At 63.1% G+C, this 26,222-nt stretch carries 18 protein-coding genes, 1 pseudogene and 1 riboswitch; of the genes and pseudogenes, 12 read left to right on the plus strand and 7 right to left on the minus strand.

The annotated features are described in order from the left end of the window. The first annotated feature begins 47 nt into the window (after positions 1-47). The gene (locus ACQ6S1_RS13790; RefSeq protein ID WP_445041782.1) at positions 48-692 is read left to right on the plus strand and encodes a class I SAM-dependent methyltransferase; all 645 of its coding nucleotides are present in this window, start codon (positions 48-50) and stop codon (positions 690-692) included. A gap of 116 nt (positions 693-808) precedes the next feature. After that, positions 809-1,969 carry a hypothetical protein gene (locus ACQ6S1_RS13795; protein WP_445041783.1) on the plus strand — a complete coding sequence of 387 codons (1,161 nt, stop codon included), beginning with the start codon at positions 809-811 and terminating at the stop codon, positions 1,967-1,969. Between the two features lie 109 nt (positions 1,970-2,078). On the opposite strand, the gene ACQ6S1_RS13800 is transcribed toward ACQ6S1_RS13795, so the two are convergent. Then, the gene (locus ACQ6S1_RS13800; protein ID WP_445041784.1) at positions 2,079-3,713 is read right to left on the minus strand and encodes a hypothetical protein; all 1,635 of its coding nucleotides are present in this window, start codon (positions 3,711-3,713) and stop codon (positions 2,079-2,081) included. A gap of 298 nt (positions 3,714-4,011) precedes the next feature. Here ACQ6S1_RS13800 and ACQ6S1_RS13805 point away from each other — a divergent pair, with 298 nt between their 5' ends. From ACQ6S1_RS13805 to ACQ6S1_RS13820, 4 genes are all read left to right on the plus strand, one after another. Further along, positions 4,012-5,940: a glycosyltransferase family 2 protein gene (locus tag ACQ6S1_RS13805; RefSeq protein ID WP_445041785.1), complete on the plus strand. Its 1,929-nt coding sequence runs from the start codon at positions 4,012-4,014 to the stop codon at positions 5,938-5,940. Positions 5,941-6,131: 191 nt separating this feature from the next. Beyond that, positions 6,132-8,777, plus strand: coding sequence for a glycosyltransferase (locus ACQ6S1_RS13810; protein WP_445041786.1), 2,646 nt, complete (start codon positions 6,132-6,134; stop codon positions 8,775-8,777). 56 nt (positions 8,778-8,833) lie between these two features. Beyond that, positions 8,834-10,246 carry a glycosyltransferase gene (locus ACQ6S1_RS13815; RefSeq protein WP_445041787.1) on the plus strand — a complete coding sequence of 471 codons (1,413 nt, stop codon included), beginning with the start codon at positions 8,834-8,836 and terminating at the stop codon, positions 10,244-10,246. Continuing rightward, complete coding sequence (locus ACQ6S1_RS13820) at positions 10,224-11,285, plus strand: hypothetical protein (RefSeq protein WP_445041788.1); 1,062 nt, start codon at positions 10,224-10,226, stop codon at positions 11,283-11,285. The genes ACQ6S1_RS13815 and ACQ6S1_RS13820 overlap by 23 nt, the downstream gene beginning before the upstream one ends. A 68-nt stretch (positions 11,286-11,353) precedes the next feature. Here ACQ6S1_RS13820 and ACQ6S1_RS13825 read toward each other — a convergent pair whose 3' ends face one another. Together ACQ6S1_RS13825 and ACQ6S1_RS13830 are read right to left on the minus strand one after the other, a co-directional pair. Continuing rightward, positions 11,354-12,517 carry a polysaccharide pyruvyl transferase family protein gene (locus ACQ6S1_RS13825; RefSeq protein WP_445041789.1) on the minus strand — a complete coding sequence of 388 codons (1,164 nt, stop codon included), beginning with the start codon at positions 12,515-12,517 and terminating at the stop codon, positions 11,354-11,356. A gap of 181 nt (positions 12,518-12,698) precedes the next feature. After that, positions 12,699-14,018 carry a UDP-glucose dehydrogenase family protein gene (locus tag ACQ6S1_RS13830; RefSeq protein ID WP_445041790.1) on the minus strand — a complete coding sequence of 440 codons (1,320 nt, stop codon included), beginning with the start codon at positions 14,016-14,018 and terminating at the stop codon, positions 12,699-12,701. Positions 14,019-14,295: 277 nt separating this feature from the next. On the opposite strand from ACQ6S1_RS13830, the gene ACQ6S1_RS13835 reads away from it, so the two are divergent. Beyond that, a complete protein-coding gene (locus tag ACQ6S1_RS13835; RefSeq protein ID WP_445041791.1) occupies positions 14,296-15,705 on the plus strand; it encodes an exopolysaccharide biosynthesis polyprenyl glycosylphosphotransferase in 1,410 nt (469 codons plus the stop codon). Positions 15,706-15,718: 13 nt separating this feature from the next. On the opposite strand, the gene ACQ6S1_RS13840 is transcribed toward ACQ6S1_RS13835, so the two are convergent. Then, on the minus strand, positions 15,719-16,732 hold the full coding sequence (locus tag ACQ6S1_RS13840) for an NAD-dependent epimerase/dehydratase family protein (protein ID WP_445041792.1): 1,014 nt from the start codon (positions 16,730-16,732) through the stop codon (positions 15,719-15,721). Positions 16,733-16,802: 70 nt separating this feature from the next. Then, the gene (locus tag ACQ6S1_RS13845) at positions 16,803-18,083 is read right to left on the minus strand and encodes a phage head spike fiber domain-containing protein (protein WP_445041793.1); all 1,281 of its coding nucleotides are present in this window, start codon (positions 18,081-18,083) and stop codon (positions 16,803-16,805) included. A gap of 137 nt (positions 18,084-18,220) precedes the next feature. Here ACQ6S1_RS13845 and ACQ6S1_RS13850 point away from each other — a divergent pair, with 137 nt between their 5' ends. Continuing rightward, a complete protein-coding gene (locus ACQ6S1_RS13850) occupies positions 18,221-19,129 on the plus strand; it encodes an aldose 1-epimerase family protein (RefSeq protein WP_445041794.1) in 909 nt (302 codons plus the stop codon). 37 nt (positions 19,130-19,166) lie between these two features. After that, positions 19,167-19,376: a hypothetical protein gene (locus ACQ6S1_RS13855; RefSeq protein WP_445041795.1), complete on the plus strand. Its 210-nt coding sequence runs from the start codon at positions 19,167-19,169 to the stop codon at positions 19,374-19,376. Between the two features lie 58 nt (positions 19,377-19,434). Here the strand turns inward: ACQ6S1_RS13855 and ACQ6S1_RS13860 are convergent, their stop codons facing one another. Then, positions 19,435-21,021 (minus strand): OpgD/OpgG family glucan biosynthesis protein, encoded by a 1,587-nt coding sequence (locus tag ACQ6S1_RS13860; protein WP_445041796.1) that lies wholly within the window; start codon positions 21,019-21,021, stop codon positions 19,435-19,437. A gap of 265 nt (positions 21,022-21,286) precedes the next feature. Further along, positions 21,287-21,398: riboswitch (glycine riboswitch) on the plus strand. A 31-nt stretch (positions 21,399-21,429) separates the two neighbouring features. On the opposite strand from ACQ6S1_RS13860, the gene ACQ6S1_RS13865 reads away from it, so the two are divergent. Together ACQ6S1_RS13865 and ACQ6S1_RS13870 are read left to right on the plus strand one after the other, a co-directional pair. Further along, entirely contained in the window at positions 21,430-22,692 is a 1,263-nt protein-coding gene (locus ACQ6S1_RS13865) for a D-amino acid dehydrogenase (protein ID WP_445041797.1), read from the plus strand. 85 nt (positions 22,693-22,777) lie between these two features. Beyond that, positions 22,778-23,374 carry an SCO family protein gene (locus tag ACQ6S1_RS13870; protein ID WP_445041798.1) on the plus strand — a complete coding sequence of 199 codons (597 nt, stop codon included), beginning with the start codon at positions 22,778-22,780 and terminating at the stop codon, positions 23,372-23,374. A gap of 324 nt (positions 23,375-23,698) precedes the next feature. On the opposite strand, the pseudogene ACQ6S1_RS13875 reads toward ACQ6S1_RS13870, so the two are convergent. Continuing rightward, positions 23,699-25,270 (minus strand): annotated as a pseudogene (locus ACQ6S1_RS13875) (glycosyltransferase); the annotation flags it as partial. 97 nt (positions 25,271-25,367) lie between these two features. Here ACQ6S1_RS13875 and ACQ6S1_RS13880 point away from each other — a divergent pair. Beyond that, complete coding sequence (locus ACQ6S1_RS13880) at positions 25,368-26,204, plus strand: transporter substrate-binding domain-containing protein (RefSeq protein ID WP_445041799.1); 837 nt, start codon at positions 25,368-25,370, stop codon at positions 26,202-26,204. Positions 26,205-26,222 lie beyond the last annotated feature (18 nt).

A 26,222-nucleotide genomic window follows, 5' to 3' on the forward strand; every position in this document is an offset into this window, starting at 1 on the left:
CCGCGCCGGGTGCGACTCAGCCCCACGCCACGATGAAGGATGTCAGCATGGCCGCAAGGAACCGGGATGACGAGAACGTGGCGCCGCGCGTGCTGAATGTCGGCAGCGGGCCGTATTCGCCGAAGAAGCTGCACCCGGCCTTCGCGCGGGCCGGATGGCAGGAAATCCGGATGGACGTCGACCCCGGCGCCAGCCCCGATCTGATCGGCGACATCACCAACAGCCAGGACCTGGTCGAGGCCGGAAGCTTCGACGCCGTGTGGTGCTCGCATGTGCTGGAACATCTGCACACCCATGAATTGCCGGGAGCGCTCCAGGAGATCCTGCGCATATTGAAGCCGGACGGCTTCCTGCTGATGAACTCGCCCGATCTCGAAACCGTGGCCGAACTCGTGCTCGAGCATGGGCTCGATCACGTCGCCTACCGCTCGCCGGCGGGGCCGATTTCGCTGCTCGACATCATCTACGGCCATTCGGCCTCCATCGCGCGCGGCAAACCCTATATGGCGCACAATTCCGGCTTCACGGCCGAGCGGGCGGGCGATCAATTGATCCAGGCCGGCTTCGAGACCGCTTTCGTGCGGCGCGGCGAATACATCGATATCTGGGCGGTGGGCCTCAAGAGCGCCGCGGCGCGCGACCGCATCCTGCCCATGCTCGCGGCGGGAGGCCTCGAGCTGGAAGAGGCCTGAGCAAATGCCCGGACGTATGTGTGCCGGGTGGCCGCATACCCTGTTCGTGGTATAATAGATGCTCGCTGTGACGGCGGCCGATCGTCAGCAGGTCCAACCAACCTGAGGACTGAACCATGCGACACTCCTCCATCATCTGCGCCTTGCAGATGCTAGCACTGGCAATTACCTGCGCCCCAGGCGCCAACGCCAATCAACCCGCTCCGGATGCCACATCGACGCAGCCCTTGATCTCCATCGACACCGACGAAAAAGTCCTGATCGCCGAAGATCCTTGCGGGATCATGGCCGTCCCGGATTCACCCGCGCGCGCTATGAGATTGCCGGATGGGCGGCTCTATCTGCTTGCTAGCCACCACAACAATGTGCCTGCCATCGGCGACACCTTCGCGTCAGCGGTTCTACAATGCGAGACTGCCGGCGGCGGTCTGAAAAGTGCTGACCCGTACGCCTTCGACGATTTATTCTGGGTGCAGGCCATCGCGCCGGGTGACAATGGCAGCATCGTCGGAATTGCCTCACACGATTACAACGGGCGTCGCCATGAAGGCACCTGCCGCAGCGACCGGCCAGGAGGGTGCTGGTACAGCTCCATCCTCCTGGCGATTGCGGACAGTCCGGAACAGCCGTTCAAGCTTCTTCCGATGCCGGAACGGCTCATTGCTGTGCCTCAGCAGCCTTATGACCCCGAAGGGAAGGCCCGAACGGGCTTTTTCACGTCGAGCAACATCATCTTCAAGGACGAGTATGCCTACATGTTTCTCTATGCTGAGAACACTGCGGGCATCAAATCCGGCAATTGCCTGCTAAGGTCGCGAAAGGACGATCTTCGCCAATGGCGCGCGTTCGATGGTAAGGACTTCACTGTCGATCTCAGCACAGCAGATAACAAGACGTGCCACGTTGTACATGGGCGAGGTATCAGCTCTCCATTCAGCGCCGTGGTGCGCAGGGAAGGGACTGGCCAGTGGATCGCTATCCTCCACCAGGGGCGGAAAGGTGAAGAGGAGGGGATCTATTACAGCGTCTCCGACGACCTTTTCTCCTGGAGCGAGAAGAGGTTTATTTTCAAAGCTGAATCTCCCTATCGCAACAAGGGGTGCAGCAATTTCTACGCTTATCCGTCGGTGATCGACAAAAAAAGCTCGTCACCAATATTGGATACTGTCGCGGATACACCCGAGCTTTTGTTGGCCAGGTTCAATTTCGAATCGTGTCGCAGAAATCATTCGAAGAGAAATTTGGTAAGCTTCCCTCTTAAGATCACAGGAGACTAGAGCATTACTGATTGTCGGAACGCGTCACCCGGTTGGTGAAACCCCGCGATTAATATCGCGGGGCTCAACGCTCGGCACGGGTAGAAGAGCTCGCTCTAAAAAGAGCGCCTTATTTGCTTTTGGTCGGAGAGGCGAATAATTTTTCTGCTTCGGCTATAAGCTTCGGCTCCGCCTGAAGAAAGTGTCTATAGACCTCTGAGAGCATAATTGAGCGTTTTTCGCCGATTAGATATGTGAAGCTTTCCAAGCGGTTTTTGATGTATTCTTTAATATCAAAAACATCATCAAATAATTGAAGCGATCCGAGCATATCCAGCATCAGTAAAGTTCTCATGCATTTTCCGCATTTTCCGCAGTTTTTCTCTCGTTCCGGATAGAGGCAAACATTGAGAAGTTTCTGTGCCGGGGGAAAGGCGGAAATTGCGCGTGTTTTCTCCAGGCGTTCGGCCTTTACTCCCCCGGACACAAGCTGGAAATCGGAGCAGCAAAAAACATAGAGGAGCAGAAGCTCTATTATGGCAGTATCTCTTATGCTGTTGTCCTTTAAATTAAAATGGCTAAAATCTTCAGTCGTCGAATAATAGTATACGCGAAATAGCTTTCTGAGAGACAGCACGCCAAACATGGTCTTGAAAAAATGTGTAAAAACATGGGGAAGGCAGAGTATTTCGTTCGCATTGGTCGATGTCTTGATGAGCGGTAATTCGAGCTCATCAGCCACAGCCTGGGCCCGTTCGTATATTGGGCCATCATTCCCGTACAGATAATTCCCGCAATATAGATGAGTTAAACCCATTGATACGTAGGAGGACGAGCTGTAAAGCATGGTGGTGTAAAAGCTGTCGACGCCACATGACATCCCGGTTGAGACCGCATTCCCACAGAAAAGCTTCGTGTGGGCGCTCGCGGCCTTAATAAAAGTTCTGTGCAGCCTCGAGTCATGGGCGCAAAGTTGCGGAATAAGAATTTCATTGATGTTGTGAAGAAATTCTTCAGTCACGGGGGCATCGCAAACGATGTCCTTTCCTGTGCGCATAGCAAGAGGCAGGAGAGCGCATAGGAAGGCATCAGACCGTTCGAACAGCAGAAATTGTCGATAAGCGGCGCTGGTCTCACACCAAAGAGTTTTTGATTCTCCATCGATCTTGACGTCGGCGTTCAAACTTACTTTGTCATCTGTTGCCGTGACGTAAGGCAGAGATATAGTTATATTCTTGTCGTAATTTATCGGTTTCTCATAGAAAACGTGTGGTTTTCGTTGAAACGAGAGTATGTCCTTTTCAAGTCTGGATGGGCAGCCATTTTTCTCCAAGAATAACAAGAGATTGTCATTGTTTTTATTAATTCCAGGATGGTACATTACGTCGACTTTATCCTCGCTATATCCAAGTGCGGATGTCAAGTAATGGAAGGTAATATTTCCACGAACGCCTATAGACTTGGATCGTTTGAGGACTTCGTCGCATAAGGCGCGTACAGCCTCGTCCCGTTCTTTATGTCGATAACGTTCTAATTCCATGCTGGGGATAGTCGACTCGCAGCCGGCGATGTAGCAGGGGATATGCTTTGGATATTTCGAAATCCAATGTGTAACAGCTTTAATTCGATCGATGTGAAAGCTCCCCCAATTCTTTTCCAGCATGAGTACTACGACATCGACGGCATCAATCCGCTCTCCCAGAGATAGGAAAACATACCCATTCTTGGGATAGAAAGAATCAGGAGTGTTGCTGGCTACGATCATGGTGACTTCGTCCTTATTCGGGTTTCAGCCGGCGCTGTTGCTGGTGCGGGAGGGTTCCCCGGATGTAGAGGCCGCGAAGAGAGCGGATGGGATCATTCCTTTTCTGGAGGCCGAGCGGCTGAGATCTCATACTATAGTATACCCAATACGGGGTACCTTAAATTGAAAAAAAGATAAGATGCTTCGTCTACACCCGAACTGCTGATGGCGCGGTTCAATTTCGATTCCTGTAACCGGGATCATTCCAAGCGGAACCTGGTCAGTTTCCGTCTCAGGATCGCCGGGCAGGAGTAAGATCATGGTTCCGGCCGGCAAGTCGGTTTCCTCCGGGGACACAAATCTCCTCGAGAAGGTGGAGCGGCAATTCCCTGCCGTGTGGACGGCACTTCAAGGCCGCGACGAGACGGCGATCGCCGCCTATCTCGTCAGCCAGCTTCTCTCCGCCTACACCGAAAGCGGGCCCGCCGGTGTGCCGCTCGAACCGTTTCAGATGTTCGAAGAGGTGACGGGGACCGATGTCCCCGGTCTTACGATCAGCAATCCCAAAGCCCGCGTCTTCGTCGGCCGGAACTGCAAATTCCAGCGCTGCACGATCAGGGGCTCGAACGAGGCCTACATCTTCTTCGGCCGCGACTCGCTCGTCATTGGCAGCGAGATCGTCTGCTATGCCGGGAAAAGCGTGTTCGCAGCCGGCTTCAACACCCGCCTCGAAGGGGTTTTTGCCCACATTTACGCCCTCCACGGCTTCGTTGTCCTGGCGCCCGGCGTCACCATGCAGAACGGATGCAATCTCTGCGTCCAGGAGAACAGTTTCGTCGTTGTCGGCAGCGATTCCATGCTGTCGAACCAGGTGTTCATGCGCACCAGCGATTCCCACGGGATCTACGACCGTGGCACGCGCGAGCGGATCAATCCGGGCCGCCCCGTCATCCTCCACCCGCATGTGTGGGTGTCGCGTGCCGTCACCATCAACAAGGATACGGAGATCGGCACGAACAGTGTGATCGGGCAGGGGTCCGTCGTTCACGGTCGACTGCTGGATCATTCGGTCTATGCCGGCGCGCCGACAAAGCTCGTGCGTTCGGACACCCTCTGGGACCGCCGGCTGGCGGAATCCCTCGAAGGCGATCACGACACGGCCGGCAGCCACTTCCTTCCGACCTTTCAGGCCAATGTGGAGGGCCGAAGCCTCGACGACCCGCACGGACAATACGGCCTGCTGGCCGCGCTCTCGCTCGCAATGTCCGGGCATCCGAGCCGGCTCCTTCGCGAGATCGCTGGCGGGACCGAACGGGAGAACGAGGTCTTGGTCCAGTTCTCGTCCGTTCGCTCCGCCATCATGGAGCAGGGCGCGCTGGCCCGGCAAAATCTGATCAGCCTTCGCAAGCGCAAGTCGAAGGGGCGCGACCCCCGCGTCGCCATTCTGATGATGCAGCGCGACGAGACCTCGTTGCTGACACCCTGGCTCCAATATTACGAGGCCCAATTCGGGCTCGAAAACATTTTCGTCTGGGACAACGGATCGGCGGATCCGGGTGTTCTCTCCACTCTGCATGCTCATGAAAAGCGGGGCCTGAACGTTGATTATTCCGCCCAATCGGGAGTGGACTTCCGACGCAAGGGCGTTCTCCTCGGCAAGAAGATCAAGGAGCTCGAGAAGCTCGACAATTATGACTTCTTCATTCCGGTCGATTGCGACGAATTCCTCGCGTTGGAGCTGAGGCCGGGCGAGGTCAGCATCGAGCGTCACGACATCGCGCGCCATCTGTCATCGTATAGAAGTGTCGAGGCGCCGCTTGGTATCAGTACGGCCTACAACAATGTTCTCGGCCGGCTGGATGAATTCGTTCGCGTGCCGCACCAGAAGACATTGTTCCGCGCCGGCACGTTCAACATGATGGATCACGGCTATCATGAAGGCGAGACCTTGGCGGGGAAGGAAAAGGACCCGGTAAATCTCGTTTACCTGCATTTCCATCACAAGCCGTACGACACATTGGCGGAGCATTCGAAAAACAAGCTTCGGCCGTATCTGGATGTGGACGATGTCGATCAGCTTGAGGACGCCGCGGACAGCAACCGGCTGGCCGCATTCGTTCTGGAGGGCAAGGATGCCTATATGCGCCGCTTCGAGCGTGAGGATACCGTCCGGCTCGACGGCATCGCAGAACGGCTGAAGCAACTTGGCGTGGCGGACAGTGACCGCCTGTGGCTCGACAAGGATTAGGTCGCCGGGAGAGGCGGGCGGCTGCCTGAGCAGGGCGCTGGCATCAGGGCGATTTTCAACCTTCTTCTATGGTATACCGCATTAGAGGTAGCTGAAACCGAAAAGAGGTGAGATGCTTCCTTTGCGGGCCGCGTCGAGGGTGCGGCTCCGGTTTGGATATAGGCAGCCTTGGGCGGGAAGGCCTGCGAAATATGGACGGACCAGACGATCTGGACGCGGCCGTGCTCGGCGACGTCTCGCCGGGCGCGCAGAGCCGCTACCGGGCACGAATCGAATCCATTGAGCTCGATCGCCATTTCGTGGTGGTCAGCGGCTGGGCGGTGCTGCCCGATGGCGCGGCGCCCGATGAACCGATCAGCCTGACGATCGACGGCGCGCGTCACGAGGTGCACGGATTGTTTCCGCGCGGCGATCTCAGCGCCGTGGGCATCTCCTCGGCCGCGTGCAGCTTCCGCATCGACCTGCCTAAGAAAGCGCCGCTGAACGCAAGTTCGGAGCTGGCCCTGTGGGTCGGCCAGGCCAGGGTCACCGAGGAAACCTTCGACGACATCGAGACCTATCCGTTCCAGCCGATCGGCGCGTTCGACACGCTGCATGCCAATTCCATCGCCGGGTGGGCCTTCTGCCCGGGGCTGTGGCACGAGGAGGGGGCGGCGCCGCGTCTTGCCCTGACCATCGGCGATTTGCGCCTGCCGGTGCAGCTCGACGTGCGCCGGCACGATCTGCCGTTCTCCTCGGCGAAGACCGGGCGTGCGCTCGGGTTTACCGTGCGGCTGCGCGATCTGCTGGAAGCGGAACATCCCGAGGCGGTCGACACCGTTTTCGACGGCGGTCGCCAAGAGGTCGAGCTGATGCTCGGCAATCAGTCGATTGCCCGCAGCGCGCTCGTTCTGGACGTGGTGGGCCGGCCGCATGCCGTGCCCGAAGCGCCAAGGGTCGAGGCGGCACCCGCCATGGCCTCGCCCACGCCGGTGACGCCCCAGCGTGTCGCCCCGCCGCCGGCCGCGGTCAAGGAAACGCCGCAGATTGCCGCGAAGCCCGCCGAGCCGGCAAAAAGCGAGCGCGCCGTCACCGGTGCGCAACCGCCCGAGCAGGACAGCGGCTACATCGATTTCTTCGGCTATTCGCCTGGTCTCGGCGGCTGGATCTTCGGCGGCTGGATCCGCAGTGGGCTCGCCAGCGATGGCGATTTCAACCACGGCATCGCGATCTTCAGCGGCGTCAATCATTCCGGCCCGATCGTCCTCCACACCTACCAGCGGCCCGACGTGGTGGATTTCGGCGTGGGCATTCTGGTGTTCTTCGCCGGGGAGAAGGCACCGGGCAGCCTGCAGCGCCTGATCGTGCAATCGGTGCGCACGGGCGTGATGAAGGCGTCCGACGAGGCGGTTTCGCTGAGCGAGGCCGATCTGCTGCGCACCGCGAAGCAGATCCTGCGCCATGCGGAGGGCGAGCCCGAGGGTGCGTTCTGGGATATCATCAGCCGCCCGGTCTTCGATGGCGCGGACACGGTCAGCCAGCTCGACGTGCCGGTGTTCATCGGCATCGACGAAATGGTGCGTGCGCCGGGGGCCGGTCTCGTTCTGATCGGCTGGTTCCTCGATCCGACCCGTTCGGTGAAGGCGATGCGCGTGCGCTGCGGGGCGCATTGCTCGAACGATCTCTACGCCCGCTGGCTGGGCTCCGACCGGCCCGACATCAAGGAGGCCTACGGCGTCCAGCTGGGTCTCGATCATGCCCGCTGGGGCTTCACCAGTTTCGCCGAGATCGAACTGACCGAAGGCGAGCCGATCTATCTGGAGATCAATCTGGGCGACGGCGCCCTGGCCTTCAAGCCCCTGCCGGCGGCGACGCGCTCTGGCGTGGCCGGCATCATGCGCATTCTCGCCGATGCGGCGCTGACGCCGGACATCTTCGTGCGCGCCTGCCGCGAGGTGCTTGGGCCCCCGGCGCGCGCCATCAACCGCGAGCGGCTGGCGAAATCCGAACGGCCCTTCGAGGCACTGGCCGGCACGCCGCCGCAGAATCCGCGCTGTTCCATCGTGGTCCCGCTCTACGGGCGGCTCGATTTCATGATGTACCAGATGGCGCTCATGTCCGAGCAGGGCATGGAGCAGGACGAGATGATCTACGTCCTCGATCAGCCGCCGAAGAAGGAGGAATTCCTCGATCTGGCGCGGTCGACCTATCTGCGCTTCGGCATTCCGATGCGTCTCATCCTGCCGCCGAGCAATCTCGGCTTTGCCGGTGCCAGCGATGCCGGAATGGACGCCGCACGCGGACGCTATGTCTGCTTCCTCAATTCCGATGTGATGCCGCGCGAGCCACGCTGGCTCGATCTTCTGACGGATGCCATCGAGGAAGACCCCAAGATCGGCCTGATCGGCGGGCAATTGCTGTTCGAGGACGGCACCATCCAGCATGCCGGCATGGATTTCGAGCGCATGCCGCAATTCGGCAATTGGCTGTTCCCCTTCCACCCGGGCAAGGGCCGCTGCATGGCGGCGACCGATGGCGTGCGGCGCGTGCCGGCCGTCACCGGCGCCTGCATGGTGATGCGGCGCGATCTCGCGGTGCAGCTCGGCGGCTTCGACACCGAATACATCATCGGCGATTTCGAGGATGCCGATCTCTGCATGAAGGTGCGCGCCGAGGGGCTCGACTGCGCGGTGCACGATGGCGCCATCCTCTACCATTTGGAACGTCAGTCGCAGGGGGCCTCGGCCAATCGCTCGCGCATGAACCTGACGCTCGTGAACGCCTGCACCTTCACCGAGCGCTGGGACAGTGAGCGCGCCTCGGCCGCCGATCCCTCCGCACCCCTTCAGCTTGTGTGAGGGGCGATGAGCCAGGCAGCGGCGTGGGTGGACGACCGGATCTTGGAGGTACGCGCGTGACCCTGGAAGACGCGAAGACACGGCCGGGCAAACCCGGCAAGGCGGCAAGGCGCGTGCGCCGCGAGGCGGCGACGATCGTCGCGCCGCCGGCACTTCCGGAGATCGCCGCGCCGGTGGACGAATTGCGCGTGCTGATGCTGTCTCACATGGACCCGCGCCTGTCGAAGGGCGGGGCGGAGATCGCCGCCTTCCAGCTGTATCAGGAATTGACGCGGAGGCCGGAAGTAACCGGCTGGTTCATCTCATCGGCGCCCGGCAAGATCGAGAGGCGCGACGGCGTGAAGTTCTCGCAGCCTTTCGGGCCGAACGATTACATCTATATCGGCAACGGGTTCGACCACTTCATCCATTCGAACCCCGACCCGGAGATGCGGTCCGAGCTGATCAAGCTGGTCTCGAAGATCCAGCCGCACGTGATCCATTTCCACCATTACACGAATTTTGGCATGGAAATGCTGCTGGCCATGCAGGCGGCCGCGCCCGACGCCAAGATCATCATGACGCTCCATGAGTTCCTGGCGATCTGCAACCATTTCGGCCAGATGGTGAAGCGGCCGAGCTTCAATCTTTGCCAGAAATCCGGCCCACGCGCCTGCCACACCTGCTTTCCCGAACGCACCCCGCAGGATTTCTTCCTGCGCGAGATGTTCATCAAACGCTTCTTCCGCATCGTCGATCATTTCATCTCGCCCAGCCATTTCCTGGCGGATCGCTATGCCGATTGGGGCCTCGATCGCTCGCAGATCGCGGTGATCGAGAACGGCAACCCGGCCATCGCGCGGCGCGAGGAAGTCGCTTATCCGACGCTGGAGAATGGCCTCACCGTGGGCTTCTTCGGGCAGATCTCGAAGCTGAAGGGCATCAATGTCGTGCTCGAGGCGGCCGAGATCCTGCACGAGAGCGAAGTGCCGGTGCGCATCGAGGTGTTCGGCGATTATTCCTCGCAGCCCGAGGACTTCCAGAAGGATTTCCGCGAACGGCTGGAGAAGGCGCCGCCGAACTTCCTGTTTCGCGGGCCCTACGACAATTCACGCGTCAACAGCCTGATGCAATCGGTACACGCGGTGCTGGTGCCCTCCATCTGGTGGGAGAACTCGCCGCTCGTGATTCAGGAATCGCTCGCCAACCGGCGAGCCGTGATCTGTTCGGACATCGGAGGAATGGCGGAGAAAGTGCGCGACGGGCTCGACGGTTTCCACTTCCAGGTGGGAAGCGGATGGTCGCTCGCGAACCTTCTGAAGGATCTGGCGGAGCATCCAGAGCGGCTTGCCAACGTGCAGCAGACAATCGCCATGCCGCCATCGATCGCGGAGACCACCGGGGAGGTCTACGCCCTTTATCGCGATGTCATGACCAGGACCAAGCCGTTCACAGGAGGCGGGGACGATGAGCATACTTGGCGCAATTGATCTTCTTTCAGGAACACATTCCGTCGGATGGATTTATTCGAAGGACGCCGGCGAGCCGTTGACGGTGCGGGCGCACCTGTTCGGACGGGTCATCGGCGAGACCGTGGCGGAAGGGCCGCGGCCCGATCTGGCGGCCGCCGGTCTCGGCGACGGGCGTTGCGGGTTCGAGCTCTATTATCATCAGCCGGTGCCGGACGATCTGGTGCCCTTCATCTGCGTCAAGCCGCTGGGCGGCGACGTCAACCTGCCGCTGGCGAACACCTCGCCCTACATCGCGCAGGCCAATGAATTGCGTGCGCTCTATCCGGGCGCGGGCTGGACCCGCAGCGTGTATGGCGGCCTGTGGACCGACCGTTCGGACGCCCGCCGCATCCTCGCCGGCCGGCTGGCCACGGGCAGCCTTCCGGCGGAAGCCGTCAATGTGCTGCGCGACTACATCGATGACGGATATGTGGTGCTCGACGGCGCCGCGCCGCTCGCAGAGGACGCGCGTAGCCGCCCGAGCGCGGAAGCACTGGCGGACCGCTTCTTCGGAGAGCCGCAGCTCACCTTGCTGAAGGGCCTGTTCGACGATCTCCCGGCGATCTTCGCCGTGGACGATGTGACGAAGGTGTCGCCGTTCGGTCAGCCCAGCGCGACAGCCGATCTGGCCGCCCCCAACGAGGTGGTGGCGCTGATCTCGGCCGGCGGTTCGGGCACCATTCTCGTCGACATCATCCAGGACAGCCAGGCTCTGCCGGAATTCACGGTGCAGGGCAAATCACGCTGGCTGGAGAACGATATCTCCGCCATCGATCTGGCGATCGCCTCCGGCGCGTCGATCCGCACGATCGATCTCGGCGCGGACGATCTGATGGTGGTGGCGCCGGGTACGCTCTATCGCCTGCGCGTCGGCAGCAACGGCCTCGCGCTCGTGTGCTTGGCGACTGCGGCGCGCCATTCCCCGCTGCGTGCGTCGCAATCTGCGGAAGTCACGGCGCTGCACGAGACGGGTGCGCTTGTGAGCGTTCCTGCGGAGCAGGTCGCGGAAGTCGCCTGAGGGCTGAAACTGAAAGCCCCGCCGCATCGAATGCGGCGGGGCCTTTTTCATTTCCGATCGCCTGCCGATCAGGCCGGGACGAGTTCCGGACTGACGACCGCGGCTGCAGCCTTTCTCAGGCGCTCGGTGGGCTTGATGCCGGCGCTTTCGAGCAGGTTGAGATAGGTCGCGCCGAGCCTGTGGCGGGTCCGAAGGTAGAGATCCTCGTCGAAGGTGAAAATCTCCGTGAGGTTGCGACGGGTGAGGCCACCCGGAATGTCGATGTCCCGGATGACGGGGATCGCCATCGTGTTGCACATTTCGAGCGTGCGGCTGTCATGCGCGATGACGGCTCCCGGCGTGCCGGCCTGAATGGCGCACATCGCGCCGTGGAAGCGCGTGCCCACCACGAAATCGTAATGGCGCAGCTTGGCGATCCATTCGCGGATGTCGGTGTAGGCCGTCGCGTAATGATGGCACCACCGCTTGAACTCGTCGGTCGAGAGGTGGGGCGCGATGTATTTGCGATAGGTCTCGAGCGATTCCGGGCTCCAGACATCCCATTCGTCGCAGGCCAGCCGGATCATATCGAGGCCATGCTGCACGATGTATTCGCCGCCCGTCAGCGTGACGAGATCGACCAGATCGCGTTCGACCGATGACAGATTGGGGATGTAGGGGATGCCGGCGGTGACCGCGATGCGCGATGGAGTGCAGGCCATCTTCGCCGAGATGCGCTTCTCGAAACCCGGTTCGCTGCTGATGAAGTTGGATGGGCAACCCGTGACGACGGCCGCGTCCTTGATGCCGAGCTTTTCGATCTGTGTTTTCGTGTATTCGCCGCGGACGCCGATGTTCGGGCCCTTGGTGGGCGACAGCGAGGCCAGCACACGCAGCCAGCGTTCGGTGCCCTCCGTCAGCTTGATGTCCTTCGACTGGTCCGCCGCCTGCGCGCCAAGACCGATGCCGATGACCGGCAATTGCGTCTTTTCGAGCAGATCGGCCACCGATCCGAGATCGGTGTGCGGGCCGAGCTGATTGGCCAGCGGAATGACGATGATGTCGCCTGCCGCCCGCAATTGCTCGGGAGAGGAGCCCATATGCTGGATCTGCGAATTGGTGACGTGCTGCGACACCGCGTATTGGAAGGCCAGGTTCCCGGTATTGCCGCCAGTCCTGTCGAAGATCTCCTGGGCGTTGAGCGTCCAGGTCTCTCCCAGAAAGGGGCTCAAGCTTAAAATGATCGTCCGCATCGGGCCTCTCCATCGGCGGCTTCGAACTGGCGCGATGGGGCCTCAGGACGTGCCCTGTGTCAACGCGCTAGTACCCCAAGAGGTATATGACCGAAGCGACGCGACGAAGTCGACCCGAAACATCACATTGCGCGGGCAGAACGGACGCCGATTCCCGGCGGAGCACGGATGATCCGACGAATCAGCGTGTGATGGTCGGCCGCCCCACGCTCTCATAGGCGAAGCCCAAGGCTTCCATGTCCTGCGCGCGGTAGACGTTGCGCAGATCGATGATGGCCGGCTGCTTGAGGAGCGTTTTCAGGCGCAGGAAATCCAGCGCGCGGAAGGCATCCCATTCGGTGACGATGACGAGCGCGTCGGCGCCCTCGGCGCATTCATAGGCGTCCTGCGTGTAGACGACGCCGTCCGGCAGGAATTTGCGGGCCTCGTGCATGCCCTCCGGATCGTAGGCGCGGATGCGGGCGCCTTTGTCGATCAGCGAATTGACGATGGCGATGGACGGCGCGTCGCGCATGTCGTCGGTGTTCGGCTTGAAGGTGAGGCCGAGCAGGGCGATCGTCGCGCCCTGGACGCTGCCGCCCAGCGCGTTCACGACCTTGCGCGCCATCGTGGATTTGCGCGCATCGTTGACGCCCACCACGGTTTCGACGATGCGCAGCGGCGCGCCGGCTTCCTGCGCGGTGCGGGTCAGGGCCAAAGTGTCTTTCGGAAAACACGAGCCGCCATAGCCGGGGCCGGCATGCAGGAATTTGGAGCCGATCCTGTTGTCGAGGCCGATGCCCCGAGCGACGTCCTGAACGTTCGCGCCGACCTGCTCGCACAGATCCGCCATCTCGTTGATGAAGGTGATCTTCGTGGCGAGGAAGGCGTTGGCCGCGTATTTGATGAGTTCGGAGGTGCGGCGGCTCGTGAACAGCAAGGGCGACGCGTTGATGAACAGCGGGCGATAGATCTCCGTCATCACCGCCCGGGCGCGTTCGTCGTCGGTGCCCACCACGATGCGGTCCGGCCGCTTGAAGTCCTCGATGGCCGCGCCCTCGCGAAGGAATTCCGGGTTGGACACCACCGCGAATTCCGCGTCGGGCGCGACCTCGTGGGCGACATGCTCGACCTGGTCGCCCGTTCCCACCGGCACGGTGGATTTGTTGACGATGACGGTGAAGCCCCTGATCGCGGCGGCGATTTCGCGCGTGGCGGCGTAGACGTAGGACAGATCGGCGTGGCCGTCGCCGCGCCGCGAGGGCGTGCCGACGGCGATGAACACGGCGTCCGCCTTCTCCACCGCGGGGGCGAGCTCGGTGCTGAACGACAGCCGGCCCTGACGGACATTGCGTTCCACGAGATCGTCGAGGCCGGGCTCGTAGATGGGCATGACGCCATCGCGCAGCGACCGGATCTTCTGCTCGTCCTTGTCGACACACACCACCGAATGCCCGAAATCGGCGAAGCAGGCGCCCGAGACGAGGCCGACATAGCCGGTGCCGATCATCGCTATATGCATGATGCTGATCCCGTTTCTGGCTTTGACGATCATAGCCGACGCGAACAGTACGGCAGGATTGAATCTTATATGCGGGGATCTGATCGGCCGCACCTGTTTCCGGACATTTCCTGTGAGATTTCTCCCGGGTCGGCAGGTGATGACGGTCCGCCACCATCCGGCGATAACGACTCCGACCAGCAGGCAATTTTTTCGTCGTTGTGGAATGAGGTTCCACGAACTAGTATTCGCGATCTTCGGATAAGAAGGCGGCCCTGTGCGGGGAGAGCGTGCCACGATGATATCTCGTACGGCTGGACTAACTGCCGCAGCGGATCATCAGAACGACTCCACATCTTTTATATTTCACCGACACACGGCCAAGTTTCTCGCTTCGGTTGTATTTCTATTAATAGATATACTTTCGATTGCATCCGGAGCGATTGCCGGAGCGTTTCTTCGTCAGGGTACGCTGGAAGACGGAAACTGGGTTCAGTTCATCGGCGTCGTCCTGCCGGCCTACCTGATCGCATGCGCGTTTCTGGGCGGCTACAGCGGGGCCGTGCTGAGCCGGTTCAGCTCGTCGTTCCCCCGCAGCGTGCTGGCGCTGGCGATCTCGCTGGGTATCGGCTTTTGCGCGGCGTTCGCCTTGCAGGTTGGCTCGCAGCTCTCACGTCTCGAAACCGCCTATTCCATCATGGTGGCACTGCTGCTCCTGCTCGTCCTGCGGGGGATTGGCCAAAAGATCCTGCGTCCCGTCTTCGAGCTGTCGCGGGAAGAGCGCGTGACCATCATTTCCGATGGGGCGGATGGCCCGACTGCGTCCTTGTTCCCACGCGCCAGGATCGTCGCCGTGCGGCCCGGCGCAGCGATGGCCGGTGGCAATGACCCGGCGTTCTTTCATGATGTCGGCGCCCTGGCGTGCGGGGCCGACCGCGTTGTGCTGATGATCCACGATCCGCAGGACCGCCTGCTGTGGGCCAACGCGATGCGCCTGTGCGGGATCGATGCCGAGGTCGTGGCCGATCTGGGGGCACTGAAGCCCATCGGCATCTCCGAATGGGGCGGGCAATCGACGCTTGTCGTCTCGCGCGGGCCGCTCGGCCTCTCCGAACGCATCGTCAAGCGCGCATTCGATGTCGCCCTGTCGCTTCTGCTCCTGCCGCCGGCCGCGCTTGTCATCGGGTTGGCCGCGCTTCTGGTGAAGCTCGAATCCCCCGGGCCGGCCTTGTTCGTGCAGATGCGCGTCGGCCTGAACAACCGGCATTACCGCTGCTACAAGCTGCGCACGATGCGCCATGACATGGCGGACGAAACGGGCCTGCAATCGGCCTCGCCATCGGACGAGCGCACGACCCGGACGGGCCGCTTCCTCCGCAAGATGAGCCTCGACGAGCTGCCCCAGCTCGTGAACGTACTGCGCGGCGATATGAGCCTCGTCGGCCCGCGTCCGCACGCGCTGGGTTCACGCGCGGAAGGGGCGTTCTTCTGGGAGGTTCTTCCCGATTACTGGACCCGCCACGCCATTCGGCCGGGTTTGACGGGGCTGGCCCAGGTGCGGGGCCTGCGCGGCGCCACCCACACCCGTACCGATATCGAGCGGCGTGTGGCGGCCGATCTCGAATACATTAACGGCTGGTCGCTGTGGCTCGACATCAAGATCCTGTTCCGCACGCTGGCGGTGATCGTCCACAAAAACGCCTATTGATGGCGTCGGACCTTTAGACGCCCGCCTCCTCGAAGGCGCGGTACCAGGCCACGAAACGCCTGATGCCCTCGCGCAGCGGCGTCTGCGGCTGGAAGCCGGTGATGGCTTCGAGCTCGGACGTGGCGGCGCAGGTCATCGGCACGTCCGCCAGCGGCATGGGCTGCGAGCGGATGATGGCCTCGCGCCCCACGGCCTCCTCGATCATGGCCAGCATCTCACGAACCGGCACGGCGTTACGGTTGCCGATGTTCAGCACGCGATAGGGCGCGGCGGCGCGGTCCGGACGGCTTCCCCCGTCCGCATCTCCGGAGGGTGGATGGTCGATCAGCCGGGCAATGCCCTCCACGATGTCGTCGACATAGGTGAAGTCGCGCAGCAGCGTGCCGTCCTCGTACAGAATGATGGGCCGACCCTCCATCACCGCCTTGGTGAAGCCGTACACCGCCATGTCCGGCCGGCCATATGGTCCGTAGACCGTGAAGAACCGGAGCCCGGTCGTCGGCACGCCGTAGAGATGGGCGTAGGAATGCGCCATCAATTCGTTGGCCCGCTTGGTGGCGGCGTAGAGCGAAACGGGATGATCCACCGGATCGCGCTCGGAAAACGGCGCCTCCGATCGCGCGCCATAGACCGAGCTCGACGAGGCGTAGACCAGATGGCCGCAGCCCGTGTGGCGGCAGCCTTCGAGGACATTGAGAAACGCCTCGACGTTGGAGCGAGTATAGGCGTGCGGCTCCTCCATGGAGGCGCGCACGCCAGCGCGGGCCGCCAGATGGATGACGTGCTTCGGGCGCAGATCGCCGAACAGGCGTTCCGTGGCCTCGCGCTCGGCAAGGTCGATCTGCGCGAAACGGAAACCGGGGCGCCCCTCCAATGTGGCGAGCCGCGTTTCTTTCAGGCGTGGGTCGACCGGCGCTTCCAGCGAATCCACGCCGACGATTTCATGGCCTGCCTCGAGGAGGCGATCGGCCAGCGCGCGTCCGATGAAACCGGCAACGCCGGTGAGTAGAAGAGGGGGCTGGCTCAACACATCCTCGCGGGGCAGCTCATGCCTGAATTTGTAGTGAGCGCGGCGACGCCTGCCCAGCGCGGAACGCTCATATTGCGAGGCCTTGCAGATGGGCGTTCGACCACCGCCGGTCGTCGATCAGGATCTCGTCGACCACGCCGTCGAGGTCGTAGCCGATGAAGCCCGGCTGTTCCGGATCGGCCACGCAGGCGCAGGCCAGGGAAACCGCGGCCGAGCCATTGACGGAGAGAGCGGTGCCGTGGCGGGCATCGGGATGCCAGGCCAGGGCCGCGAGGCCGAAGCTGCCGGGTGCGATCGATGTCGGCGGCGTCAGCGTCCTGCGCTCCGCACCGTCGCCGACGATGGCGAAGGGAGACCCCGACGGGCCGGATCTGCGGATCAGCAGGTCGGGTGCGTCCTTACCCGCTCCCAAGAGAAACGGATAGCCCGGCGCGACGGAGCGTGCGGAGCGCTCCGTCATGTAGCGGATGGCGAAGGTGCCACCATTTTCGCGAATGTTGTCGGCTTCGGGCAGCGCCGCGAAGGAAAGATGATCGGCAGGTGCAATGGAAGGCGCGCCCGCCGATGCCACGAATGGGGAAGACGGCGGTCCGGCGCTGATCTGGGCGCAGGCGAGGACGAGGCTGCCGGTGGTGGAGACCGGTTCCTCGTCGCAGCCGCGCAGCAGATAGGGCCGTATGGCGGTGCACCCGCGTGGCACGGTGAACGTGCGGGAGATGCGTGCGAAAGCCCCGCGCCCGGGCGTGTAAACCTCGTCGCTGAAGATGAAGCGCCCGGCGGTCTCGTTGTACATGGCGATGCGCGGGTTCAGCGCCGTCTCGCCACGGGCCAGGAAGGAAAAGGTCAGGGTCTCGCCCGGCGCGGCGGGAATGCCCGTCTTGTAGATCAGCGGACCGGCCCCGGCCGCGCTGATGGTGAGCCGCGCTGCAGCCACGCCGTCGCTTGCCTTGAACGGGCTTGGTTCGACGACGATGCCGCGCATGATCCATCCCGACGCGAAGTCGTCGGAATGGGGCAGGCGGTTTTCACCCGGCGACCAGCAGCGCAGCCCCCGCCGCGCGCCGGCGGCGTCATACGCGAAGCGCGGAACGCCGGCCGGATGCGCCGTCACCCGTCCCTGTGAGTCCAGATCCCAGCGGGTGCCCGCCGCGCCGCCGAGCTCGATGCCCGTGCTGTCGCACCAGGCCGCGAAATCCGGAAGCACGCGATGATGCCAGAAGCGGTTCAGGGAGAGAGAGGCAAAAACTGCGGCTGGGCGTCGTGTGGCGGGATCGTGCGGCACCCAGATCGGCACGCCGGAAGCCGCCGCCCGATCGGAAGACGCTGCCCGCTTCAATCCAGGATCCATTCCGCGTCGCTCCCGCGCCCCGCCAGGACTTGAGTGCGTACCATTTGGCGCCCGATTCCCCTAACGCCGCAATGTGATGACGGTGTTTTCCGACGCACCGCCTTGCCGGTGCGAAAGCGGTCCTGCAAGATCGCGCGATGACCGACGATCCGACCGAATTGTCCGCCGCGCAGCTTCGCAGCGCTGTTCTCACGGCCGATTTTTCCGCCAGGGGCGCCCAGCTCGTCAGGCTGCGCGATGCCGAGGGACGCGACCTCCTCTGGGAGGGCGATCCGGACGTCTGGGGCTGGCACGCGCCGCTCCTGTTCCCCATCGTCGGGCGCGTCGCGGGCGATCGGATCCGGGTGGATGGCGAAAGCTATCCGATGAAGCAGCACGGGCTGGCACGCCATGCCATGTTCACGCTGATCGACGTCGCGCCCGCCGAATGTCGCTTTCGCCTCGTCGCGGGGCCGGAGACGCGGCGTTCGTACCCCTTCGATTTCGCGCTGGATGTCGTCTGCCGGCTTTCGGGAAACGAACTGACGATCGAGGCGCAGGTCACGAATGCGGGGCAGGAGACGATGCCGGTATCGTTCGGCTTCCACCCTGCGTTTCGCTGGCCGCTCGTTCCGGGGGTGGCGCGCGAAGACCATCATGTGCTGTTCGAACGGGATGAGCCCGACGGCATTCGCCGCCTGCGCGACGGGCTCCTGACGGACGAGCTCGTGCCGTCTCCGGTGCGCGACGGCCGGCTCGATCTGACCGACGATCTGTTTTGCAACGACGCCCTGGTGTTCGACCGGCCGCGCAGTCGGAGCCTCGTCTATGGCGCAGGGCAGGGGCCGCGCATCCGGGTGTCGTTTCCGGAAATGCCGCATCTGGGCATCTGGTCGAAATCCGACTCGGAATTTGTGTGTCTGGAGCCTTGGCACGGTCACGCCAGTCCGGAAAACTTCGAGGGTGAATTGCGCGACAAACCGGGCATTGTGTCGGTGAGCGCGGGGGACACGGCGCGTTTTTCGATGAGCATCGCCGTGCTCGACCCATCGGACGGCGCGCAATAGGCTTGCCGGCAACGACAAGAATTCAGGGAGGACCGCTATGGGACAACGGCAGGAAGGCCATCTGATCGAGGAGCTCGGTGTCGTGGAAACGACCGAAACGGACTCGATCCTGCGCTGGGATGGAAACGAGCTCTACGTCGAGCAGGACATCTATCACAACGGCCAGCTGGTTCACCGCAAGTATCGCCGCCGCGTCACCGACGAGGTGGCCCGTGCGCTGCAACGCCAGATCGAGAAGGCGCACTGAGGCGCAGCCCAGAGCGGGAATGAAAAAGGGCTGAGCCGGCGGCTCAGCCCTTGTCCTATCATCCGGCCGTCGCCTGGTCCGGCCAGAACTGGAAGGCCCAGGTTTCGCTGAAGGCCTGTTCGCCGAGGTGCAGGAACAGCCTGAGCTCGATGGGCTCATTGCCCTCCGCGACGAGATCGAAGCGGGCGCGCCAGCGCTCGGTGCGGGGGATGGGCTCCACCACCACCTCGGTCAGCTTGCCGCGTGAGCAGGAGGCCGTGCCCTGCGGCGGCGCCTCGGTGGTGAGGCCCTTCAGCGCCCCGCCCTCGAATTCGACGACGAATTTCACCGAACTGGGATGGCTGGTGTGTTCCTGGCCGGGCTCCCCGCCGCGTCCGATGCGGGTGGCGAAGACGCTGGCCAGCTGGTCGTTCGGGAAAGGCTCGCTCTCGCGCCAGAAAAGCCGGTAGCGGAAATCGAACGCCGTTCCGGGCTCGATCGGCTTTTCCGGCATCCAGAAGGCGACGATGTTGTCGTGCGTCTCGTCGGCGGTCGGAATCTCGATCAATTGCACCGCGCCCTTGCCCCAGTCGTGCAACGGCTGCACCCAGAGCGAGGGGCGACGGTCGTAATTCACGCCGTCGAGATAATTCTCGATGTTGCGGTCGCGCTGCAGCAGGCCAAAGCCCTGCGGGTTGCTGTCCTGGAAGCTCGACGTGACGACGTGCTTCGGATTGTTCAGCGGCCGCCAGATGCGCTCTCCCTTGCCGGTCCACAGCGCGATCCCGTCCGAATCGTGCACCTCGGGACGCCAGTCGACGAGGCGGAGGCGATTGTATTCGCCGTACCAGAACATGGAGGTGAGGGGCGCGATGCCGAGCTGGGTGATCTTCTTGCGTGCGAACAGCCGTGCCTCGACGTCCATCACTGCGCCGTCGGTGCGGGTGATGGCGAACTTGAACGCGCCGGAAACGCTGGGTCCGTCGAGCAGGGCGTAGACGAGATTGGGGTCACCCTCCTTCTTCGCGGAATCGATGTAGAACTCCACGAAATCGGGGAATTCCTCGGGCTTCTCGGGAACGGCCACGTCGACCGCGATGCCGCGCGCCGAAAGGCCGTACTGGTTCAGTGAGCCGATGGAACGGAAATAGGAGGCGCCCAGGAACACCATCCAGTCCTGGTGCTTCCAGTCCTTCCGCCGGCGTGATTCATGGAAGCGGAAGCCGGCGAAGCCCGCATCCTGCGGCAGGCCGTGGGCGATGCTGTCCTTCGGAATGTCGAAATATTCCGGCGAGAACAGAACTTCCTGGCTCATGCCCTCGGAGATCAGATTGATGCTGACCTTCTTCGGGAAATATTTGCCGAGGTGGAAGAACTCGACCGGATAGACGCCTGGGCCGTTGACGTTCAGCGCCTGCTCCGGCTTGAACACGATCTTGCCGTGCGTCGCATAATCGATGTTGGAGACGATATCCGGCGCGGGCCGGTAGGGCTCCTTGAAAGGCTGGCCGGCAAGTGTTTTCGCCCGCTCCGTCAGCTCGTCGTAGGAGAAGGGACGGGCGGGGCCCATCGGATGTTCGTTCGCCGCCCAGGAGCTGTCGGCCAGGGAGGTTGAGGCCAGCGAGCCCAGCAGCCCGCACACGAATTGCCGCCGATCAGGTGTCACCGTGTTCTCCGCGCTTTTCGTTCTGCCCGTCCCTGCGGGAACCGAGCCATCTTCTTTAATGGAAAGAAGAAGTTGGGATCAATCCGCATCTTCCCCTTGGAGGAAGGTCGCATGCTTGGCCTTCTAATGCGGCCAAAGTTCGGGCATGCTCGCGCAAGGTACGGTTCTCGCAAGGATCGGACCCCGGACATTCAGGAGAAGCCGGCTTTCCGGCTACCGAAGGCGCAATCCCGAGTAACGCTCAGGTCACGTTACTGGATGTTCGCGAATGAGATCTGGAGAGCGCCCGGCGAAGTTCGGTCGGGCCGCCGAAGGGGCAAGCGAACCCTCGCAAGGGGGTGCGTGAATCTCTCAGGCAAAAGGACAGATCGGGGAAACAGACCCGAAATATCCTTTGCGGAGAGGCACATGCACGTTCTTGTTCTCGGCGCCGGCGTCATCGGCACGACCGCCGCCTGGTATCTGCACAAATCCGGCCATGAGGTCACGGTTCTCGAACGCCAGGGAGGCGCGGGCCGCGAAACCTCGTTCGCCAATGGCGGGCAAATCTCGGTCTCCCATGCCGAGCCATGGGCCAACCCGTCGGCGCCTCTGAAGGTGCTGCGCTGGCTGGGACAGGAGGATGCGCCGCTGCTGTTCCGGCTGCGCGCGGACTGGCGGCAGTGGAAATGGGGCCTCAGCTTCCTTGCCCAATGCACGCCGGGCAATACGCGCCACAACATCGAGCAGATCGTCAATCTGGGCATGTATTCGCGCGCGGCCCTGCAGGAGCTGCGGCGGGACACCCAGATCCGCTACGACCATCTCGAACGCGGCATCCTGCATTTCTACACCAGCGAGCTGGAATGGAAGGCCGCCCAATTGCCTGCCAAGGTCATGTCCGAGCATGGCGAAAAGCTCGATATGATCACGCCGGAGGAGGTGGTCGCGATCGAGCCATCGCTGCATGCGGTGCGCGATGAGATCGTCGGCGGCAGCATGACCATGGCCGATGAATCGGGCGATGCCGGCATGTTCACCCGCGAACTGGCCCGGCTGTGCGCCGTGAACAATGTCGAGTTCCGCACCAACACCACGATCCTCGGCCTTGACCGGGAGGGCGACGAGATCGCCGGCGTGCGCGTGCGGCAGGAGGACGGCTCCTACGCCACTCTCAAGGCAGACGCCTATCTGGTCTGTATGGGCAGCTACAGCCCCATGCTCCTCGCGCCCCATGGGATCGATCTGAACATCTATCCGGCCAAGGGCTATTCGGTGACCATGCCGGTGGCCGATCCCGAGCGCGCCTACAATGTCAGCCTGACGGACGACGAGTACAAGCTTGTCTTCTCGCGCCTGGGCGACCGCTTGCGCATCGCCGGCACCGCCGAGCTGAACGGTTACGATCTCGATCTCAACAAGGTGCGCTGCGAGGCCATCGTGCGCCGGGTGGAGCATCTTTTTCCGGGTGGTGGCGACACGTCGCAGGCCAGTTTCTGGACGGGGTTGCGCCCCTGCACGCCCTCGAACGTGCCCTATATCGGCAAGACGCGCATCCGCAACCTGTTCCTCGACACCGGCCACGGCACGTTGGGGTGGACGCATTCCTGCGGCTCAGGGCGGGCCATCGCCGACATCATTTCCGGCCGCACGCCCGAGGTGAATTTCGCCTTCACCCACGGCACCGCATAAATGCAGTGCGGCGACGGTGCGTTTGACGCCGTCGCCGTCCGGCCTTTACCACTGGCCGCCATTGGCAAAGGGAAGGGTGGCCGGCATGAAACTTCGCGGACCCGCTTTGGGGCTGATCCTGTTCGCCGTCGGGCTCGTCGTCCTCGGCGGCGTTGCGATGTGGATGCTGCCCGGCCGTGCGCCCTCGGGCATCGTGTCCGGCCCGGCTCTGGTGGGCGGCCCGTTCCGCATGGTCGATGAGGACGGAGCGGCCATCACGGACGCCGATCTGAAGGGCCAGCCCTTCCTCGTCTTTTTCGGTTTCACCCATTGTCCGGACATCTGCCCGACGACTTTGTTCGAGATGTCGGAAGTGTTCAACGCGCTGGGCGAGGATGCGCAGAAGGCATCGGCCTTGTTCGTGACCGTCGATCCCGAGCGCGACACGCCGGAGGTTCTGAACCGCTATCTATCCAGCTTCAACGAGCGCATCCGTGGCCTGACGGGCGACCAGGCGGCGGTCGATTCCATCGTGAAGGCCTATCGTGCCTACGCCAAGAAGGCGCCGCTGGACGACGGCTCCTACACGATGGACCACACCGCCGTTGTGTACCTGATGGACAAGAACGGGGCCTTCGTTCGGCCCGTCAACATGCAGCGGACGCCGCTCGAGATCGCCAACGAGATCCGGGCGGTGCTCTGATCCCACTCGCGGGGTGCGGGTGAGGCCGTGCTCGGTCTTTTCCCAGACATGGGGCGCGTGCAGCAATTGCAGCGTCGCGCGCCACATTGACACGGAGCTGAGCAGCCAATAGAGTGGCACGCTCGGCAGCCAGCGGGCGAGGTGGCGCAGTCCCCGTCTGTCGGCCCCGATCCATCCCAGTGCGATGGCGGTGCCGAAGCCGAGGATCAGGTTCAGCACGTGCAGGCCGCCGGCCGCGAATGACAGCCAGCCGTCCTCCGCCGAAAGCCACAGCCCGGCCCCGATATGCCCGATCACGCCGAGAAGAAAGATCGGCAGGGTCATCGCGCACAGCGGCACGCAGCCGATGAAGGCCTGGAAGACGAGGAAATTCCGAGGGCCGAGATCGCGCAGCAATCGGACGGGGTTTTGCATGTGCACGGCCCAGGTCATCACATAGCCCTTGAGCCAGCGCGTGCGCTGCTTCAGCCAGGCATGGGTCTGGTTCGGCGCTTCCTCGTGCGTGCTCGATGCGATCATCGCCGTGGTGCGCCCGCCACGGGCGAGGCGCACGCCGAGATCGGCGTCTTCCGTCACGTTCCAGGCATCCCATCCGTGAAGCGCGTCCAGCACCGCAACGGGGAAATGATTGGATGTGCCGCCAAGCGGCAGAAGCAAATTGTGGCGTGCGAGGCCCGGCAGCAGCGCGTCGAACAGCCCGGCATATTCGATGGCGAACATGCGTGTGAGCCAATGGTCGCCGATGTTGTCTATGGTGAGCCGCGCCTGCACGCAGCCCAGGTCCGGCCCGCCGGTTCGGAACGCGTGCACGGCCTTGCGCAATTGGTCCGGGTCCGGCCGGTCTTCCGCATCATAGACAGCGAGGAACTCGCCTCGCGCCATGGCAAGTCCAACATTCAGGGCGCGCGGCTTCGTGCGGGGCTGGCCTTCCGGCACCACGACGATTTCGACATGGGTGGGCACGTCGAGCCCGGCGAGCGCAACGCGGGTTTCCCCGTCCGCCGTCTCGACAAGGAGTTTGATGTCCAGTTTCGCCGCCGGATAATCCAGCGCGGCCAGCGTCGCCAGCAGGTGCGGCAGGCAGCGGTTCTCGCGGAACAGCGGCACGAGCACGGTGTAGAGCGGCAGATCGTCGTCGAGCTCGCGGGCCCTGGGCTGCGGTTCTTCCTGCTCCTGCAGGGCCAGCAGGCGAAGCGCCGTCAGCGCAATGAACATTGCGGCGATGGGCAGCGTTGCGGCGAGCGAATGATCGATCGTGGCCCACAGCGCCGCGCCGGCGGCGAGCGACAAGGCGACGAACGCGGCCGGAGCGAGGCCGGGCGCCCGTGCCGACATGCGGGGATCGACCAATGCCGGGCCGATACGGGCCTGCTCCGCAAGGCTTGTGCCCGCGGCCCGCAGCAAGGCATCGGCAAAGGCCTGCGGCGTGGCCAGCCGCACCCGTTTGCTGACCGAAGGTGCGTCGAGCAATGCGCGCGCCAGCGGCACGACGGCTTTTCCGCGAACGGCGATGAGGAGCCTGCCGCACGGCAGACGCAGCGTTCCGGACTTCGTGGCGAGGCGAACCGCATCCGCCTTCAGCCAGTCCGCCGGCACCATTTCCCGGTCGAACGCGGGCATTCCGAGCTTGCCGCCGAGGCGAGCCACGATGGCCTCGCGGTCCACACCGTCTAGGCAGAGCAGGGCGTCGAGCGCTTCCGGACGCAGGCCTCCGGCCTGCTCGACTGCTTTTTCGATGTCCGGGACCGGGGCAAGTCCGGAGAGGAGGGCGCCGACGAGCACGCGTTCGCTGACAGGAGAGGCGCGGTCCTCCGGCGTCGGCGCAGCCGGACGCGCGGCGGTAAACGGCGTGGCCGTTCCCGCGAACACGTCGCGCTCGTTGACGAAGATTGTCATGCCCCGATGGAAAGCCGGCTGGCTTTCTCCTTCCCCGCGGGCAATTATAATCGAATCCCACGCAAACGAAGCTGGTAATCTCCCTAAGATGCGAACTTTGCTGGCTTTTTGCGCGTTCGGCGTGATTTCGGTGCTCGCCGCGCTGCACCCGGCCCAGGCTCAGGATGCCGCCACGGCGCTGCCGAAGCTGCGCGCGCCGATGATCGACAATGTCGCGCCCAGCCGCGAGCAACGGCGCGTCATCCGCTTCCTGACCGGTTCGGATTTCCCGCCGTTTCAGTTCGTCGGCGCGGACGGCAATCCGGTCGGCCTCAACGTCGATCTGGCGCGTGCCATCTGCGCGAGCCTCGATTTTCCCTGCACGATCCAGGCCCTTCCCTGGGACGATCTGCTGCCCGCGCTCGAGAGCGGCCGCGCGGACGCCCTGATCGCGGGCCTGAAGCCGAGTGCGGAACTGCGTGGCAAGGCCGAGCTGACGCGGCCCTATTTTCGCCTGCCCGCCCGCTTCGTGGCTCGCCGCGAGGGCACGCCCGCCGAGAGCACGCCGTCCGCTCTTGCCGGCAAATCCGTGGCTGTGGTGCAGGGCAGTGCGCACGAGGCGTTTCTCAAGGCGTTTTTCCCGGCGGCGAACCTCATCGCGTCGCCCGACGAGGAGGCCGCCCGCGCCGCCTTGCGCGAAAGCCGTGCTGACCTGCTGTTCGACGACGGCGCGTCGCTCTCGCTCTGGCTCGGCGGAACCGGCTCATTGGATTGCTGCGTGTTCGTGCCCGGCGCCTATCTCGAAAGTCATTTCTTCGGCGAAGGCATGGTCGCCGCCACCCGCAAGGGTGACGTGCGCCTGCGCCAGATGCTGGACCGCGCGCTCGACGACATCGAGGCCAAGGGGCGGATGACCGATCTCTACCTGCGCTGGTTCCCGATCGGCATCTTCTAGCCTGCGATTTGACGCCTC

This window comes from Terrihabitans aquatilis (assembly GCF_052542005.1).